Origin of the sequence: Paenibacillus qinlingensis (genome assembly GCF_013204845.1) — a bacterium.
GTDB classification, from domain to species: Bacteria; Bacillota; Bacilli; order Paenibacillales; family NBRC-103111; genus Paenibacillus_E; species Paenibacillus_E qinlingensis.
This window is the reverse complement of the sequence record NZ_JABMKY010000003.1, coordinates 66456-84696: the sequence shown is the minus strand read 5'-3', so window position 1 is coordinate 84696 and position 18241 is coordinate 66456. Positions and strand designations below refer to the sequence as shown.

Below are 18241 nucleotides of genomic sequence, written 5' to 3'. Positions count from 1 at the left end.
ATAAAAAAAGATCGCTTCATGAATCGAAGAAGCGATCTAGTAAGTTACTCTATTATTGTAGGCTAATCGTCGTCATACGCCCATACTCTTCCAATGAGATTACACCAGGGAGTTCTTTTTCCCCACGTGTAAAGTGTTGTAAGTTATCCACAACAAACTCACCCATGGACCTTTTGAACGTGCTGGCAAACCCGCCAATATGCGGCACACATAGGACATTTTCCAAACTGTGAAGCGGGTGATTAGCAGCTACGGGCTCCTCGTGATACACATCTAAGGCTGCAAAAATACGTCCTGACTGCAATTCGTCCATCATCGCGTTTTCATCCACAATTTTGGCGCGTGCCGTGTTAACGAACAACGCTCCGTCCTGAATAAGAGCGAATTCTCGTTTCCCAATGAAACCTACCGTCGATGGTGTTAGCGTGCTGTGAAGCGAGATGATTTGGCTCGTTTGCAGCACTTCTTCTAATGAACACAACTCCACGCCGAGTGCTCTAGCTTGTTCTTCCGTACAATAACGGGAAGCCAGTTTAATCCGAACAGGAAACCCGCTGAGCATGCGGATCACATTTTTGGATATTTCACCCAATCCAATCAAACCAATCACTTGGTTCGATACACCCATGACGGTGTCTCTGCTGTTATTACCCCACTGTCCACGCTTTAGTCTTGTACTATATCCATGCAAATCCCAAGCTCCCGCCATCATTAATGCGAAGGCAGCTTCAGCTGTTGATTTAGCCAAAACGGTATTCGCGGTAGCAACTGTAATGTCTTGGTGGAATGCCCGCTCATCGACTACTGACGTAGGAGAGCCTGCCACATGTCCGATAAATTTCAGTTTACTTGCATTCGCAAGTACTTCCCGTGTAAAAAATGGCGTCCCCCACGAAGTCAGACACGCATCATACTCACCAATCAGGCGAGCTAATCCATCCGAACTCCACTCTTCTTCCGTAGATTCATACCAAGTTACATCGGAGAATGCATGCAATTTTTTGATAACCGAGTCATGGAAAAAAAGTTCTTTCAAATAGGAATCCTGAATTGCAAGTAGTGTTTTCATCCTGTAATTCTCCTCTTCAAGCTTTTATTTGCTCACTGCAAGTTGTTTCATATACGTTACATAATCAGTTAAAACCAATGGTACTTCCAAATTAAGTTCTTTTAGTTCTGGACGCCATTTCGGTTCCCATTCGAACGAGAAGTAGCCGTCATATCCACTTTCTAGTAAAAGTGATACGATCGAGTGTAGCGGCAACTGTCCTTCTCCCATTGGTGTGTACTTCCATTCGTGGATCTTCGGATCTGCAAATGGCTCACCATCTTTCACATGCACATGTGCACAGCGATCTCCAAGAAGTCGAATCGTATCTTCAGGTTTTTCGCCAAATTCATATGGATGAATGATGTCATAAATCACTTTGCAATTCGTTCGATCAACCCGTTGAAGGAACTGATTGAGAACTGCCCCTGTTGAATATTCATTATGAGTTTCAAGCCAAATTTCCACGCCATACGCCTTGGCATAATCGCAAGCTTCCTGTACGTACGTAATGATTCGTGCTTCATCCTTGGGCTGTACACGTTGCTCCACGAAGCGGAGATACGTTCCTAGGAAAATACGAACACCTTTTGCCCTAAGTGTAGAAGCCATTCGAATAACTTGCTTAAGTTCTGATAGCGCTTTCTCTTCATCCGGCCCAATACCGTTAAAAATAATTTTGCTTCCAATATTCGTAATTGTAATACCTGCCGTGCGAAACTTCGCAGCAATATCGGTTAATTCAGCCTCTGGTGTAGCCAAACTAACGGCATTTAGATGATCCTCCTTGAGCTCTATTCCTTTGTAACCAAGGGTTTGGCAGCTTGCAATGAGTAAATCGACACTCCATCCTTCACAGGGCAGTGTGCTAAAGGATAATTTCATGTGAAATAACCTCCAAGTATAGTTGACATACGTCTACTATACCTCGAGGTTATGTGTATTACATGCAGTATCTTACGAAAAAACACACGTTTTTTAGGAATGTGCTTCGGATTGCTGACGGTATTTCAGTGGTGTCATCCCTGTCACTTTTTTAAACATTCGGTTAAAATGACTTGCATTATTAAAGCCTGTTTCAAAGCAAATATCCAATACACTCATTTCGGTCATTCGCAGTAAATCAATCGCTTTACGAATGCGGACATCATTCACATACTGCACGAAAGGTAGGCCTTTCAGCACCTTGAACATATAACTGAAGTACGTCGGTGACATAGCAGCACGTTGTGCCACATCCTCGAGTTGAAGATTCTCTGCGTAATGTACATCAATATAGCTTACAGCTTCATGAAACAACCGTCTTCCTGTTGAATCCTTCAATCTTGTGGACGGCCCTTCTTTCGTGGCTTCTCTGAAAATGGTCACGAGTAATCGAATTAAATCCGCTTTGATCAAGTAGTGATAACCCGATTGCTTCTGCTCATTCTCCCGTCTCATGCTGGAGATAAGCCCCTCTACAACGTCTTGTGTTTGGGATGAGATTTGAATTTTCGGAAAATATTGATTCGAAAGTGAGGATTCTGAACCTGTTTCCGTTTCGTCAATGATCAGCGGCATGAAATCAATCTGTACAAGTTCGACCTTCTCCTCTTTGTAAGGTTCAAAATAATGGGGTACATACGGTGGAATTGCCAGCATATCCCCTTTGGTCATCATATAGGTCTGATTATCCGTATAATGAACACACGTTCCACGCATGACATAGCAAATTTGGACATGCTCATGCGCATGTGCTTGCTGATTTAAATTGGTTTCAATACGGAAATCCACTTTAAATGGGAAGTCTTTCTCCATAAAATCACGATAATAATAGATTTGGTGAGTACTCATGCTCGTTCCCGTCTCTCCCTCTCTAGATGAAGCGGATCGTAAAGAAATTATAACATTTCACCTCATATGAAAAAAGCCCGGCATCCAAAAATCGGATGCCGAGCTTGTAACGTTTTATTTAATCCTTGGGTATCACCTTGATATAATCAATACCGAGTTGATAGCCCGTGCCACTCGTCCCTGTTACATAAAATTTAAATCTGCGATCACCAGCCAATAGCTGGACATCATTCGCGATAGACAATTCTGCGTACTGTGCAGTAGCCGAGTATAAATCCTGTACAGTTCCTTTATTGACCCCGTCAATAGATAGCTGAAATTTACCTCGTGTATTTATTTTTTTGACCCCGACTTTAATATCATATTTGCCATCATGAGGTATGTTGGCAAAATAATTGATATAGTCAGCAACTCCATTACTGTCAAAAATCTGACATACCCCTCCACTACAATTGGTATCGCTGGAATTCGTTAGTGCTTCACCCGATGTGGTTCCGAGCATCATGGATTCAGCTTGATAAACAGCTTGAGGCCAGCCATTCCATAGCTCAAAATTATCCCAATATAGCTGCATGATGCCGCCATTGTTACGAACATGGTCGATCAACCAATCCCCTGTATATAGCTTAAAAGGATTAAAATTAGCCAGTCCTACTGGCGAGGGATTATTGGGATGATACGTCCAATTCTTCACATCAAAGAGAACTTGTCTGCTGCCGCCATCCGGCGTTGCCGCTACATAGAAACGGCCAGACGTAGCATTACCTTTTTTATAATAAAACTCTAGGGTTATCCATTGATTATACGAAATCGGAAAAGACTTGGCCTCCGCTTGCCATAATTCAACTCGGGGATTAGTATCCATTTTTTCTGCGTTTACCTCAAAGTACAACGGTTTGTTCGAACCCGCATTCGCATCCTTATTCAACCCAAATGTAACCCGGAATGGGTAACTGCTCCCATACCAAGTCCCGTCATTCCAGAATTCAGCCAATGTCAGCCAAGGAATTGCATTAGAGTAGCTTTCAAGCTTCTGCATATCAGGATGGAGCTTCAAGCGAACTTTATAGTACACTTCGTTCAATAACTGCTGAGGATTGCCACTTTCATCATAGATATTGGCTTGAATACGTCCTTTGTTATAGCTGCCGTCTGGGATTACGCCATTCTTCATCCAATAGTGGAGCACTTTATTGCTTGAATAAGCTGGGATCTGCAATAATTTTGGCATAGCGATCCGTCATGGTACCGCCTTCATATTGGATTTCAAAATTGCCAATCTGTGCATTGCCTTCCAAATCTGCAACCCAATTATTTGAGGTGGAATACGAGGTATCTGTTCCTGTAATATCATCTTTCTGCGCATTAAGCTGAGAAATTGTTGAACCGCCTTCAAAACCAGATTGGAAAATGACTGATCCTGGGGTTGCCGCAAACGCTGTTGTAACACTAATAACCAAACTAAGCATGCCTAGGCTACTACATAACTGGATGACTCGTTTTCCTAATTTTCTCATTCTTCATTCACTCCTTTAATTTTGTACTGCTTCCCAAAACGACCATGCTTCTGTGTGACTAGAACTACATACGATTGGGTTATTGCCTATTTCCACCATCACCTCCTTTATAGTTTTCATTCATTTACATAAATTGTAAGCGTATTCAGTATGTGCGATAAAAACAGGGGACCGAAGTCCCCTGCAATTCCTTTAAGATTAGTTATACACGCGGTACATTAATACGGCTGCTTCCGCACGTGTCGTTTGACCAGACGGGTTAAGCAGATGATCAGCTCCTTCAACAAATCCGTTAGCAATCAACGCAATCAAGCTTGCTTTCGCATAGTCGGCTACTTGCCCAGCATCTTGGAATGAGGATAAGTCAACTCCTGCTCCACTGCTTAAGTCCTTGCCCGATATGCGCAAAGCGCGTTCCACCATCACCATCATATCTTGTCTTGATATGGCTGCTGTCGGGTTCAACTTATTGTTTCCTACTCCGTTGCTAACACCTAATTTCAAGGCAATTCCTGCTGCTTCATAATAGTAATCGGTCTTGGAAACATCAACGAAATTCGATTCAACTTCTGACGTGATCCCAAGTGCTCCAACTAACAATTGAAGGAAATCTGCTCTGGAAATGTTGGCACTTGGACTATAGGTTGTGTCTGAGGTTCCGTTCACAATCCCCTTGGAGGCCAACACTTGAATTGCTCCCTCAGCCCATTTCACCTGAGTGAGATCGGTGAACGATTTCACCTCATATCCCACGGCATACATACTAAAATGCGTCGTTTTAAATGTTATTTTGCCTGTGGACACATCATATTTGGCCGGTACTTTCGTAATCTTACCTGCCCCGTCGACATACCAAATGGCAATATGCTCTGGATGTTTCAGTTCTTGTGCTGTTGGTGTATAAGCGATACTTACGGTTACTGGCGCATTGTTATTTTTCCAAGGCACTACTTTTCCATCTACCATCGCATTCAACTCAATAACCGGCTTATTACCAATTTTCTCTCTCGTTTCGGCATTTATAAGTGAGGTATCGGCCCAACCAATGGACACACCTACTTGCGTAGTCTCTTTTACATCATTGGCTTTAAACATGTTATCAGGTATAGTCACGGTACCGATTGGCGTTTGCAAGCTAATTGCCTTATCGGATTTACCATTACCTGATTTTCCAACTAGGAAGCCTGTTTTAGGCAAATCTAAGCTGTATGTCTTAGCACCAGGTTGTTCACTTAGTGTGACACTAATTACTTTATTCCCTTTGTTATCAGGCGTTGCTTGCTCGAATGCTTTGGAGAGCGTAGCCGTATCAATTCCAGCCTGAGCTGTACCATCCTTAAGAACTGGCTTGATCTCAACTTTGCCATCAACTGGTGTTGGTGGCGTTGAAGTTACTGGACCTGGACCTGAACTTGAACCTGGGCCTGGATCCGGAACCACAATCGTCGGTACTTTGTAGCTATATTCCTCCGCATTCAAGCTTTCCAATAAGCTGTTCGTTGCACTAGCTGTAAAGTAATAGGTAGTACCTGCTGTAAGGCCAGGAATTTCTGTCCCTGCATACGCATTTTGCGTAACAGTTAATTGATTCGTATAGGTGTGAGACTGCGTTCCATACTTAATCTTGTAAGCTTCCGCACCCGCAACTTTATTAAATGCTACTGACGTCGTCGCGTTTGTAGTGGATAGGTTGACATTAGTAGGCTGGCTTAAACCATTCAATAACTCAACCTTGAAGTCATCAAAATACACAGGCGTAAGTACGGAGAAAATACCGACAGTTCCTTGCGTTAATGTTGTATCGACAAGGTCATAAGCCAACACATCGTCAATGTAAAGCTTGATGCGGTCACCTTCAAAGGTTGCCTTCAACGTGTGTTCGAGCAATGCCTTATTTAGGGTGAAATCGTACGTTATGTCCGGTAAGAATGCGTTATTCACTTTTCTTCTGAAGGTTGCTTTCTCTGTATTTGCAGCTTTGTCATATTTATACCCTACCACATAGTAATTTGCTGATGTGTTAGTTCTGCCAAGCAATGCAACATCCTTCGTTACATCATCAGTTGGAAGTGTGAATTTAGCTGAAACCGCATAATTACTCCAGGTAGAGCCTTGCGTCAGCCACAGTCGCTCCGGGTTACCAATACTTGTCTTGATTTTGCCGTTTTCCATGACAGGAGAGCCTGTAGACAGCACCCAATCATTGACATACTCACCATCATTAAAATCATCGGTGAACAGCGTCGTGCTGTTCGCGTTTGCTACCTTTTCCGCGGAAAGGGCGCTTGCACCATTGGCATTGCGGCCTTCAAGTACAAAATAATAAGGAGCTTGCGATACAGGCACCGTCAAGAGATAACCTGAAGCAGTGATATTATCAATGGACTTCGTGTAATTCCCTGAACTGATGCCATATTTCAGTGTATACGACGTATTCTTCGGATCCGTTGTAAAATTAATCCGGAGTTTGTTATCATCAGAGACGATATCTGTAATTGTTGGCACGACTGCGTCTGGCACCTTCGGCGCTAAAGACCGCTCCTGGGAATTTACACTTTCCCCTGAAGGATCGACGGAGGAAACGACCACATAATACGTCGTATCATTCGTTAAACCTGGAATAACCGGGTTAGTGATAGTCGTGACAAAAGACTTCGTATAGTCACCTGATGTAGTGCCGTATTTCACTTTATAGGCACTCACGCCTTCTACCGCTGTGTACGACAGCGACAGCTTCCCATTTCCAACGCTAAGGGACTGGAAATCTGGCGGATGAGTGCCAGCATTTTGAACGAGTATGCCATCGAACTTTGCACTAGCTTGATTAGAATAGAGTCCGACAGCACCCGCAGCGAATGTGGAGTCCGTCGTAGTTAATTGCTGCACACCATCCACATGAAGCTCCAAGTTAGCTCCGTTCAGGATTGCCCTCATGCGATGAGCAGCTCCTGCGTTTAAAGTTACATTTTTCTCAGCAAGTGTTGTCAGAGTACCTGCTGACTTCTTCTTGATAGCTAATTTGCCATTGTTATAGGAGAATAGATAGAAATTATTTTCGTCCTGTACTCTGGCCAGAAGACCAGTCTCCCCACCAGTCATATCTTTAATCCAAGCAAAGTAGCTCACATTATCAAAGCTTTGCTTGGAATACATGACTGCGCTACCAGATGCATTGCTTTGAGTTACTAGCTTTTCATTTTCATCGACTGGCTTGGCGCCTGTCATGTGTGACACAGGTTCCTTCGTATTATACGGGACGATACTGTCATTAACCGACTGCCAGCTGCCGCTTTTCAACAACCAGTTGTCTGTAATTCGACTTGTTACACCGTCATAGTTAAACGTGTCGTTGAACAAAGCCAGCTTCAAATATCCCATCGAGTTCATACTGCCGATATAGAAGCTTTCTGGCAAGTAGCTCATAGCGATCTCGTAGGAAGATTGCGTGAAGTAGCCATTAATGACTTTGGCATAGTAATCCGAAACGCCAACACGTTGCAGCTTTGTAATATTATCAGCCATGGATTCATTACCTGGAGCATTCAAATAACCAAAATACGCCATAAGTCTTGTATTCTGCAAACTCGGGTCAATTCCGAGCACCGTATAGCTTGCACTTTGTCTGGAACCCTTCGAATCGATTGCATCAAACTCATGACCCATGCCTAACTGACCTAAGTAATCACCTTCTTGTGCCGGATGCGTCCATGATTTGCTTTGTGTTGCATCATGAAGTTTCAATGGATTTTGAAGGAATTGTTCCAACGATACCCCTTTGAAAGACCAGTTAGATGGTTTAATGGTGTTTTGTACTTTAACACCTTTTTCAGCCAATTTGGCTGCTTCTGTAGCTGCAGTGGAGAAATTGTTCGTTTTCTCGAACGATTCCTTAATTTTGGTTAATCCCTTTTCATTCAACTCATTAATAAAGGAGGCATGATTATAATTCTGCAGGATATCCTTCACATTTTCCAAGCCCAAAATAAAGGAAGCAGCATAGAAGATTGTTAGATTAGGCTCCCAGTAGTTAACTCCAGTACCAATCCAGTTATTAGCGTCCCCGTTCATACCAAGGCGATCCCCCGGACGAAGATTCCCGGACTCATTGTAATCATTAATCGTGTAAGCTGTACTAATCAATCCCGCTTTGAACAACGTCAATAACTTGGATTTCTCATCAGCTGTGAACATATTCATCACTTCTTGATCATTCCACATGAGCCCGATGCTGTAGATCAACGGAGACTGACCTCTACTGTCCAGGCCACCTTGCAGGTTGGGCATATTCGCAGGTGTACTAAGCATCTTCTTCACAGTCGACACATATCGATTGATATAAATGGGATCCCGATCACCTGATAGTATTTCTTCGACAAGGAAGCTGAGTCCCTTCGTATTTTTCAGCTCCACAGCAGAACCTACTGCTGCGTCCGCGTTGCCAAAAGTAATATTAACGGTGTCGCCCATCGCTTTCTCCAAATCGACTTTTCTTGGTGGCAGAAATGGATAGACGATAGTTGCCGCTGCAAATGTCGCTGTTGTTAGATCTGTTGTTGCAATATTCCCAATAACATCCTTTAATGCGTTTGCGTTAATACGAATCTTTAAGTTGCTTCCTTCAAGAGGCCCCGCAAGTATCACGGTAAGTATGCTTCCACTCAGAATGACACGCTCTGAATTTCCAAGCGCACTATAGCTTGCTCCTCCATTCGAAGAAAACATGATCGCTTGTTTAAGCTGGTTTTCATCCGCAAAGTTATTTACGATATTCTCACTGAACACAACAACAATTTTCTTGTTAAAATCAGAAGGATACACGGATTGAATTTGCGGTGCGTTTGTATCCGCAACAACGGGATCAGACGTGTATTGGTTTGAAATCACATTACCAGCTGCATCCTTAAGCGTGTTCGACGCTATACGAAGCTTATTCGTAGTGCCGGTTAACTGTGAAACTCGTTTTACTATGAGCTTGCCACCAGTGACTGCCACGGTATCGTTATCATTTTCGGTAGCCCCTATCTTCAATGGCAAGAAGTTCGTACCATCAGTGGAGAACGTAATCGCAGATTTCAAATCAGCAAGATTCGCCATATTTGATACTAATACTTCGTTCGCTGACACCGTAAAAATCTTACCTTGCGCATCCGTTTGTAAAACCGAATTGAGATCAGGTGCAGTAACATCATAAGACAGGGCATTCGTCGTTACACTGTTTGTTAGTATATTTTGCCCATCATCTTGCAAGGTATTGGCTTCAATCTTGAACTTCGCGCCAGCTGCGCTCAATCGATTGGCGAGTGTAATCGTTAGCTTCGTACCATCCAGCGAGACTTGATCACTACCGTTCAGGGAAACGAAGTTGCTTCCGTCTCTAGCAATTGTAATTGCCGATTTCAACGTACTCGGATTGGCAGTTGCATTGGTAAGACGTTCATTAAACAGGAGATCAATCGTCTTATTCTCATTACTAACCGTGCCGCTGGAATAAGAAGGTGGAATTGTATCATAGTTTAGTACCAATTGTGGAGCAGTAGCAGCTCCGCTTTCCTTGGCATTCACTGTGCGATTAGCAGGATTTAAGTTACCTAAGAGTACAAAAGATGCGGTACCATCTTCCAGTTTTTGTTGCTGTACGTAGGAAGTAACATCCCATTCATACCAACCGTTAGCTCCACCTACCTGCGTACTGCTAATAGCAGCTCCGTATGCTGGCTGGTTCGTATAAGTGAGTCCCGCTTCCGTCCAGTTATCTCCAACCACATAGAGCTTTAACGGCTCCTCTGTGGCTGTAGCATCTGCAAAGTTCACGCGTACTTTCGCCGAGTTGAAAACACCAGCTGTACCTACGGCAAATTTCATAAAGAAACGTCGATTAAATGTGTTGCCGCCTTCTTTCAGATTCAAAACCGCTGTAGTACCATAGTTGGTATTAACATTTGCAGCACCACTGTCTACACCGGCATCCTCAGAGACAGTAATCGTTCTGTTATTCTCCAAACCGCCTAAAATCGCAGTTAACGTGTCGACTGTAGTTACTACGTTATTGCTTGTGGATTTCAGTGCGCCGGAAGCCACTTTCACTTTATTTTGCAATCCAGACAGGGATTGATTGAACGTAATAATCAATTGATTGCTGTTAATGGAAACACTATCAGCGGTTTGCAAAGCTGCGTATGTTGTACCTCCATTAAGAGATAAAGTGACACTATCCTTCAATTGAGCTGCAGTGCCCGTCATGCTGATTGGCTTGTCATAAGTCAATGTTATACTTTTGCCGTTGCTGCCCACGACAGCCGTGTTAAATACAGGCGGGTTTGAATCTGGCTGACCAGTTAGCGCTTCTGTTATCGTAGGTGTCGAAATGACATTGCCAGCAGCATCTTTCAAAGCTCCCCCATTAATTTTGATCTTATTTGCTGTTCCGACCAACCCTTGCTGTAAGCTAATCTGAATCCCGCTGCCGCTCAGCGTTGCCGTACCGTTCTCACCCAGCGGTGAGAAGTCAATGCCATTGGTTGCCAGGTATACGTTATCCTTCAATGTTGCTCCTGCGTTCAGTACAAGCGGTTCGCTGAAGTTCAGTTGAATGTCTTTGAAGTTTGCATTGACTGTAGAAGATTGATAAGCCGGAGGCACATCGTCTACTGTGAAGATCAGTACAGGTTTTTGAGCGTCTGACCCACGATCAGCGCTATAAATATTTCTTTGAACATCTCCACTTGAAGATTGTACTTGAAGAGAAATGGATGCCAAACCATCTCCTTGCATCTCTTGAATTATGTAGGATGTAATGTCTACCTCAGACGTCGCAGCAGCAGCTGCTGCTGCGGGAAAGGAAGTAATTAACCCTGTGTTGGCAGGTCTATTATCCCAAGTAATATAGTTACCTGATGCTGTCGTATCAAATGAATCCGTTGCTGTATAAACATTCCAATTGTCCGCTGCTCCGTAAACATATGTAGTTACTGGAGTAGCTGTTGCATTTACTGACGTTACTCTTAATTTCACACTTTTGATTTTGCTAAGAGGAGGTACACTAGTGTTCGTGCTCGGATTCACATTAAAGCGCATATAAGCAGCACTTCTAGTAGAACCATTCTCTCTTATCAGCAATTGCTGAGCGGTTAAACTGTAGTTATAAGAAATTTTGGGAGATGTACTGAGAACATACGCATCTGCCTGTGGATATACACTCGCGGTCGAGTCAGCGTAAGCGTGTTCAATTGGGGTCAGTGCCCCCCCTAAGGAAGTAACGACCAAACTAAGCATAACTAGCCCACTAATTGTCTTCTTCCACCATTTCTTTTTTTCCATAAACTTTATACACTCCCAACTTATTGCAAGCGTTTTCATTAAATTTAAAAAATGAATTATTGAAAAATATCCATCGCTCTATAAATAATAGGTAGGTAAACTTGATTCATCCTTTTGGGGATGTACTTTCAAAATGATATTATACGGAATGTGAGAATCTGGATTCTCACATTCCAAGAGAAACTATTCTATTTCTTACCGTTCGCGTTATACCAATCCGTAGCTTGCTTGATCAGGTCGTTACCGCCACGCGTTCTCCAGTTTTTCACGAATTCATCGAAATAATCAACAGGTTGGTTCCCCAAAACAATTTTAGCTGCAGTTTCAACGAACATTGTACCTGGCTGAATGAACTCTCCGATTTCCGGTTGTGTAGACTTAAATGGTGGAGCTCCTAATAAAATGTTCGGTTGACCTTCTTTTTTACCCACTGCAAAGAATTCTTCCATTTTAGCTACAGCATCTGCACCAACTTGAACTTTCTTCAGTTCAGGATTCCAACCAGCAAGATTGAACATTTGGCTTCTCCATAATACGGATTTATTATCTGTATCTTTTTGTAAGTTATAAGTAATTTTACCTGCCGCATCTTTGGTAAACGTATTGTTAGGAACACCGAAGTTAATAAATTCTTGCCCTTCTTGTGTCACTAACCAATCGAAGAATTTAACAATCGCTGCTGGATCTTTTGCTTTTTTGGTTACAGAAAACGTTTTATTGAACGCGGAAATCCCGAATCCAGCATATTCTACACCAGGAGCTTTAGGTGATAGAAGCGGAGCAACTATTGCACCCTTGCCTGGCAGCGCTTTATTTAATTTGTCTTGCCAATCCCACGCAAGACTAGGATCATGAACCCATACGCCGACTTGATCGTTCTGAATTTTCTGTTCCCACGTATTCCGTTTATTCGTCATGAATTCGCTGTCGAGCAATTTCTCTTCATTTAATTGTCTCACATAGGCAAGCGCTTGTTTCATTTGTGGGCTTGTGTTGGATGGTACGACTTCCCCATTAACTAATTTCCCACCGAATGCGTTGGCGCCAAACATACCCAATACCGTATCTAACCAAGTGAAGTTTTCACGACCTGATAATGGAATTTCGTCCTTTTTCCCGTTGCCATTCGGATCCTTGTCACGGAAAGCTCGCAACATGGCTAAGAATTCTTCAGGTGTTTTTGGTGATTCCTTGATCCCTACTTTGTCCATCCAATCCTTACGCACGAAGAACATCCGATTAACCTGGGAATCTCCTGCAGAGGATTCTGGTATTGCATATATTTTCCCGCCACGTGTTACGCCATCCCAAGCTGCTTTAGGAATAACTTTTTTCAAGTTAGGACCATATTTATCGATATATTCATCTAAAGGGATCAACTGGTTATTTGCGAACAACTCCCCGTTAACGCCAAAATCTGAGATGACATCCGGCAATTCACCACTCGCAAATTTAACTTTTTTGAGATTATCTGCTTGTGCGGCAGGTAAGAACGTAATATCTAAGATTGTGTTTGTTTTCTCAGCCATATATTTGATCGTTGGATCTTCCATCGGATTTCCACCAGGGACTGGCTGATTATTGTCTGTTAACAGCATGCTGAATTTAGCTGGTGCTTTCGGAGCTTCCGTACCTTGCGCAGTTGCAGCAGGACTTGCCGTGGAGCTGCTATCCGTTTTGGTGCCACAAGCACCAAGTACGCTTACCATTGATACAGCAACAGCTAAGCCAACCCATTTCTTTGAAGAATTCATTCGATATTTCCTCCCTTTTTATAACCCCTGTTGTGTTTCATTATATATGAAGACTTGCGGTAAATGTCGGACGCATAAGTGCATGCAACATTTACCAAGTGTCGACATAACGACTTATTCTTTCACAGAGCCAAGTGTGGCCCCTTTCACAAAATGCTTTTGCAAAAACGGATAGAGAATGACGATCGGCGCCGTGGCTAAGACAATAGTTGCCATTTCAAGCGCTTTCGGAAGCAGCTTACCACCTGTATCGCCTGCAACAGCGGAAGCTATATCATTCGAGCTGCCTGCGGCGATTAAGAAGTATAAGTACATTTGCAACGTTTGAAGATGTCTGTCATTAATGTACAAGAGTGGCGCGAAATAGCTGTTCCAATGACCAACCGCATAGAACAAGAGCAGCGTTACCATAATCGGCTTGGATAGTGGAACGACAATTTGCCATACAATGCGATAGTCACTCATGCCATCCACTTTCGCTGCATCGAAGAGCTCCTCAGGTAGATTACGGAAGAATGTGATACAGAGGATCATGTTAAATGCGCTGATCGCTCCAGGTACGATTAAAGCCCACATCGTATTAATCATGTGAAGTTCCTTAACCACCAAGTAGGTCGGGATGAGCGGAGCCTGGAAAATCAATGTAAAAATGATGAAGACCATTATAGCTCTGCGGCCTCTCAGATACGATTTGGACAGCGGATACGACCCTACGATGGTCAAAATCATATTAAGAATTGTCGCGATCACGACGACTTTCACCGTCATCCAGCCCGCTTTCCAGAACGTATCCGTGGCAATCACATATTTGAATTGCTGCAACGTTGGCTCAACAGGCCAGAAGGAAACTTTGGATTGAATGAGCGCATTATTGGAGGAAAAGGAACCGGCAACAACGTGTAGTAGTGGTAGCAATGCGATAAGACTCATCGCCACAAGTAAAATCAGATTGAAGGCATCGAATACTTTCTCGCCCGTGGATTGTTTGATCTTCATAAGATGCCTCCTAGTATAAGCTTTCACCTGTTGTCGATTTACTAATCTTATTCGCACCTACGAGAAGCACGAAACCAATAACGGATTTGAATAATCCAATCGCTGTCGTCATAGAGAACTGTCCATTCATAATGCCTAATCGATAAGCATAGGTATCCAGAATTTCGCCTACCTCATATGTAATCGGGCTTAAGAAGATGTACACCTGTTCAAAACCTACATCCATGACATTTCCTATTTTTAAAAGAAGAAGAATCGTAATCGCAGGCAGTAAACCTGGGAATGTGACGTACTGGAATTGTTTCCAGCGACCCGCTCCATCAATTTTGGCTGCTTCATATAAGGAAGGACTGATCCCTGACAGTGCGGCCAAGAATATAATGGTACTCCAGCCCATCTCTTTCCACATCCCTGCCGATACAACTACAGTACGAAAAGCAGATGGCGACTGCAGGAAATCCATGGTCGGTAAGCCTAAACCTTTGAGCATGTCATTCACAAGACCACTTTGCTCCGAGAGCATCATGTAGGCTAATCCATACACAAGCGCCCAGGATAAAAAGTGAGGCAAGTACAGGACTGTCTGAACAGAGCGCTTAAACGCCATGTTTCGAACCTCATTTAAGAGGCAAGCCAAGATGATCGGTGCTGGGAATGAAAATACAATCTGGTAAAGACTGATTAATAACGTATTCTTAATGAGCCGAGCATATTGCGGATTCGTATACATCAGTTCGAACCATTGGAACCCGACCCATTTACTTTTGAGGAAACCATCGAAAATATTGTAGTCCTTGAAAGCGATAATACTGCCTAACAAGGGCACATACTTGAAGGTTATAAAATAAATGAAAACGGGGATCAACATGATGTACAAGGCATTGTTTTTCTTTACAAATCCAAGGAAACTTAATTCCCCTGATTTGTTCTTCTTAGCTGCAGCAGGTTTCCTCACTTGGACCGATGCTACCTCTATGGTCTCGTTATTCATTGGTCCCACTCCTTATCTCTTTGTATCTCTATTATATAAATTCATGTGTAGAGGTCCTAGTAGGGAATCTTTCGAAGTTCATGGTAATCTTCTGTTCTTTTCAGGATTCGACACTATACGTAATATGACCGTCTTTCAAGCTCGAAATAACCTTAGGGACGGTACCTTTCTCCCAATCAGCGAATAAAAGAAGGGGTACTTGGAGAGAGCCACGGACCGGGGCAAAAGACTTCGTCCCAAGAACCGCATCATAGGCAAAGCCCGCTGCTGCGTCCAAATATCCAAATACCGCCACACCTCTAGGATAGAAGCTTAAGCTGTTGCCGTAGAAGGTTTCGAAGAACATCGAGATGCCCTGTGTATTCGTCGTGCTCTGCCAGCTCCAGTAGTTTTCTGTGAGATGAAAAAGATCGAGTCCTCGATAAGCAGCTCCGATGTCTCGCAGCATATTCATTGAAACCCATCCCACCTTGCGCGAATGACTTGCCAGACCAGGGATGAAAATACTCTTATCTTGCATATCAATATAACTGGTGTGACGACATCCGTAACGCCCCAAGGTTTTCGCAGTTGCTGTTTCCATATCCTGACGGAGTCTACCATCGCGAAGGCCTGTTTGATGTCCGACCATATCGAGTAAGGAAAGTCCATTTACCGTGTAAATATGGTAAGCATCCCAACCCAGCAGTTCCCCTGTCTGAGGTTCGCCTGTCCATGGATCCACCGTGCCATCCATCGTTCGGGATAACGTCACGGCATAATGATCCTCCAGCCAACCCTGCTCCTCGATGGTCGTGAGTGCCGCCAAAGCGAAATGCTCGTATGCTTGCAGCTCCAACTCCCCTGCATAACGCAAAATCTGGATACCAGCCTGACACGCTGCTAATGCTTTCACACCGAGATACACCTGCTCAGAGCCATACTGAATCGCTGGAGAGGCGTCATCCACGGTATTCGCACAGCCCTTATCTGGAATGCCATTGCCCGTTGTATCGCAGCGAACGATGAAATCCATTAATTGACGAATGAATCCGCTATGCTGCACAATTGTTGCGTCTCTTCCTGCTCGTCGCCAATGCGTATACGCAAGAAGAATGTAATTCGTACTCTCTTCGACTTCCATTTCGTGATGGTAGTACTGTTTCGTACTATCCCCGAATACGCCCATATCGTGTGATAAAAATAACGTGCCCTCGCCGCTTTCTCCTAGAACTCGTTTCCCGTCTTTACCAAACAACGGCCACTCGTTGAGTTCTAGCTCCAGTAGTTCAGGCCAGAAAGCCAAGTAAAACGGTCCTTGTGTATATTCGACATCCACCGTGGAGTGGAAGTAGCAATTACCTTCCCATACGGTAAACCAGTCTTGGCCGTTCTCGCGAACCACCCACCATGTGTTCATTAGCCAAGCGTGCAGCGTCTGTGCGAGTAATTTCGATGTGGAATCGCCCAACGAATGATTGGATAGGATGCCATCTACTTTAATCGAGTTCTCTTTTACCGCTTCGACATGCTGGATTGCCCAATCCACAACTTGCTCAAGATTCGCAAAGCTTTGCGTGTATTTGAAGGGGCTGCGAGTGCCTAATACATTGAGTAAAGGCTGATCGTACGTACACCAAGCAAGGGAAAGTTTCGTCCCTTCCATCCCTTTACGTAAGGAAAAAGGTGCGGTTAGGTTGGTTCCATCCCATGCACCTGAAAGTATAGCAAGTTGATCTTTACATGCTATTGTTTCTTCATTGGATCGAATCGCTTTGCTGTGATCATCTTCCTCAAACGGACGTAAGATAACGGAATCGTACGTAGCTTCGATGCTCCTTGATTGTGATTGTGACTCAAATTTGAACCCTTCGCCCGAAAAGCCTAGGAACAGCTTCCCCTCTATAATTTCATCGTATTGCGCAGTCCATCGAAATGAGGATGGCAAACGATCCACTTCTAGGTCCAAGTAAACGATCGGAACTGTGCTGAAGACCTCGTCTCTCGGTCGGAACGGAATGCGAGCTGTTAGTTTCACATGAATCCCTGTCGTCGGATCAATTCCGCTTAACGTCATCGTGGTCGCTGTCATTTCTTGATCCATAAATTCAAACGATTGCTTATCACCACACAAAGGTAGTGAGAGTGTGCGATCTCCTATTTCGATCCCTGCATGCAGATGAATCGGCAATCCCGGATGATTGCCATGACGAACTAGATAAGCTTGGTGCCCAGCAGGATCCCATCCGATTCCCAGTCGTGATCCTAATACGGTTAATGCATCTCCCATTAATTGCAACTTACATTCCTCCTGAACTTGCTGACTCATTGTTTACTATCTCCAATTATAGGACTGCGGTCATCTTGCAAACAGTGGAGGGACTTTCGTTTTTCTACGACAATCTTCGGAAATTTAGATGAAAAGACAGAAATCCTATCATTGAAACCAATTACCCTGCGTTTGGTGAATAAAAGGCGAGTGCTTGTTGAGGTAATGGAAAGCTGGCGGGGGTGCAGTGCCGAAGGGCTGTACATGTTTGAAAGAGGGCTCGCTCTACGCATTAGCATTAACTGGAAAATATACATCTATGTAAGCAGAATACCCTTGAAATCTGGATTTAACTGTAAAATATGCAGCTAAAACTACTACTTTTGCTCAAATCAGCTGAAATGGTTGAGATTAACTGTAGGTTTTCCATCTAACTTGCATTTGAACGAAAAATCTTCGATTTTAACTGTAGAAAATCCATCTATTCTCCTTACGCACATTCCTATATGCCAAAAAAAGGACCATCCCCCGCAGGGG

The 18241-nt window shown here is 43.6% G+C and carries 10 protein-coding genes; all 10 read right to left on the bottom strand.

Annotation, left to right across the window (positions count from 1 at the left end; all coding sequences use genetic code 11):
• Positions 1-52 precede the first annotated feature (52 nt).
• Complete coding sequence (locus HQN88_RS07165; RefSeq protein WP_173109568.1) at positions 53-1069, bottom strand: hydroxyacid dehydrogenase; 1017 nt, start codon at positions 1067-1069, stop codon at positions 53-55.
• Between the two features lie 24 nt (positions 1070-1093).
• Positions 1094-1933: a sugar phosphate isomerase/epimerase family protein gene (locus HQN88_RS07160; RefSeq protein WP_173109567.1), complete on the bottom strand. Its 840-nt coding sequence runs from the start codon at positions 1931-1933 to the stop codon at positions 1094-1096.
• A 93-nt stretch (positions 1934-2026) separates the two neighbouring features.
• Entirely contained in the window at positions 2027-2881 is an 855-nt protein-coding gene (locus HQN88_RS07155) for an AraC family transcriptional regulator (protein WP_173109566.1), read from the bottom strand.
• Positions 2882-2999: 118 nt separating this feature from the next.
• On the bottom strand, positions 3000-4112 hold the full coding sequence (locus HQN88_RS07150; RefSeq protein ID WP_173109565.1) for a carbohydrate-binding protein: 1113 nt from the start codon (positions 4110-4112) through the stop codon (positions 3000-3002).
• Positions 4072-4398: a hypothetical protein gene (locus HQN88_RS07145; protein WP_173109564.1), complete on the bottom strand. Its 327-nt coding sequence runs from the start codon at positions 4396-4398 to the stop codon at positions 4072-4074. The genes HQN88_RS07150 and HQN88_RS07145 overlap by 41 nt, the downstream gene beginning before the upstream one ends.
• A gap of 198 nt (positions 4399-4596) precedes the next feature.
• Positions 4597-11715 carry a CBM96 family carbohydrate-binding protein gene (locus tag HQN88_RS07140; protein WP_173109563.1) on the bottom strand — a complete coding sequence of 2373 codons (7119 nt, stop codon included), beginning with the start codon at positions 11713-11715 and terminating at the stop codon, positions 4597-4599.
• Positions 11716-11903: 188 nt separating this feature from the next.
• A complete protein-coding gene (locus tag HQN88_RS07135; protein WP_173109562.1) occupies positions 11904-13469 on the bottom strand; it encodes an extracellular solute-binding protein in 1566 nt (521 codons plus the stop codon).
• Between the two features lie 114 nt (positions 13470-13583).
• The gene (locus HQN88_RS07130; RefSeq protein WP_173109561.1) at positions 13584-14465 is read right to left on the bottom strand and encodes a carbohydrate ABC transporter permease; all 882 of its coding nucleotides are present in this window, start codon (positions 14463-14465) and stop codon (positions 13584-13586) included.
• A 10-nt stretch (positions 14466-14475) separates the two neighbouring features.
• Positions 14476-15456, bottom strand: coding sequence for an ABC transporter permease (locus HQN88_RS07125; protein ID WP_246320108.1), 981 nt, complete (start codon positions 15454-15456; stop codon positions 14476-14478).
• Positions 15457-15556: 100 nt separating this feature from the next.
• Positions 15557-17764 carry a glycoside hydrolase family 52 protein gene (locus HQN88_RS07120; RefSeq protein ID WP_173109560.1) on the bottom strand — a complete coding sequence of 736 codons (2208 nt, stop codon included), beginning with the start codon at positions 17762-17764 and terminating at the stop codon, positions 15557-15559.
• Between the last annotated feature and the right edge of the window lie 477 nt (positions 17765-18241).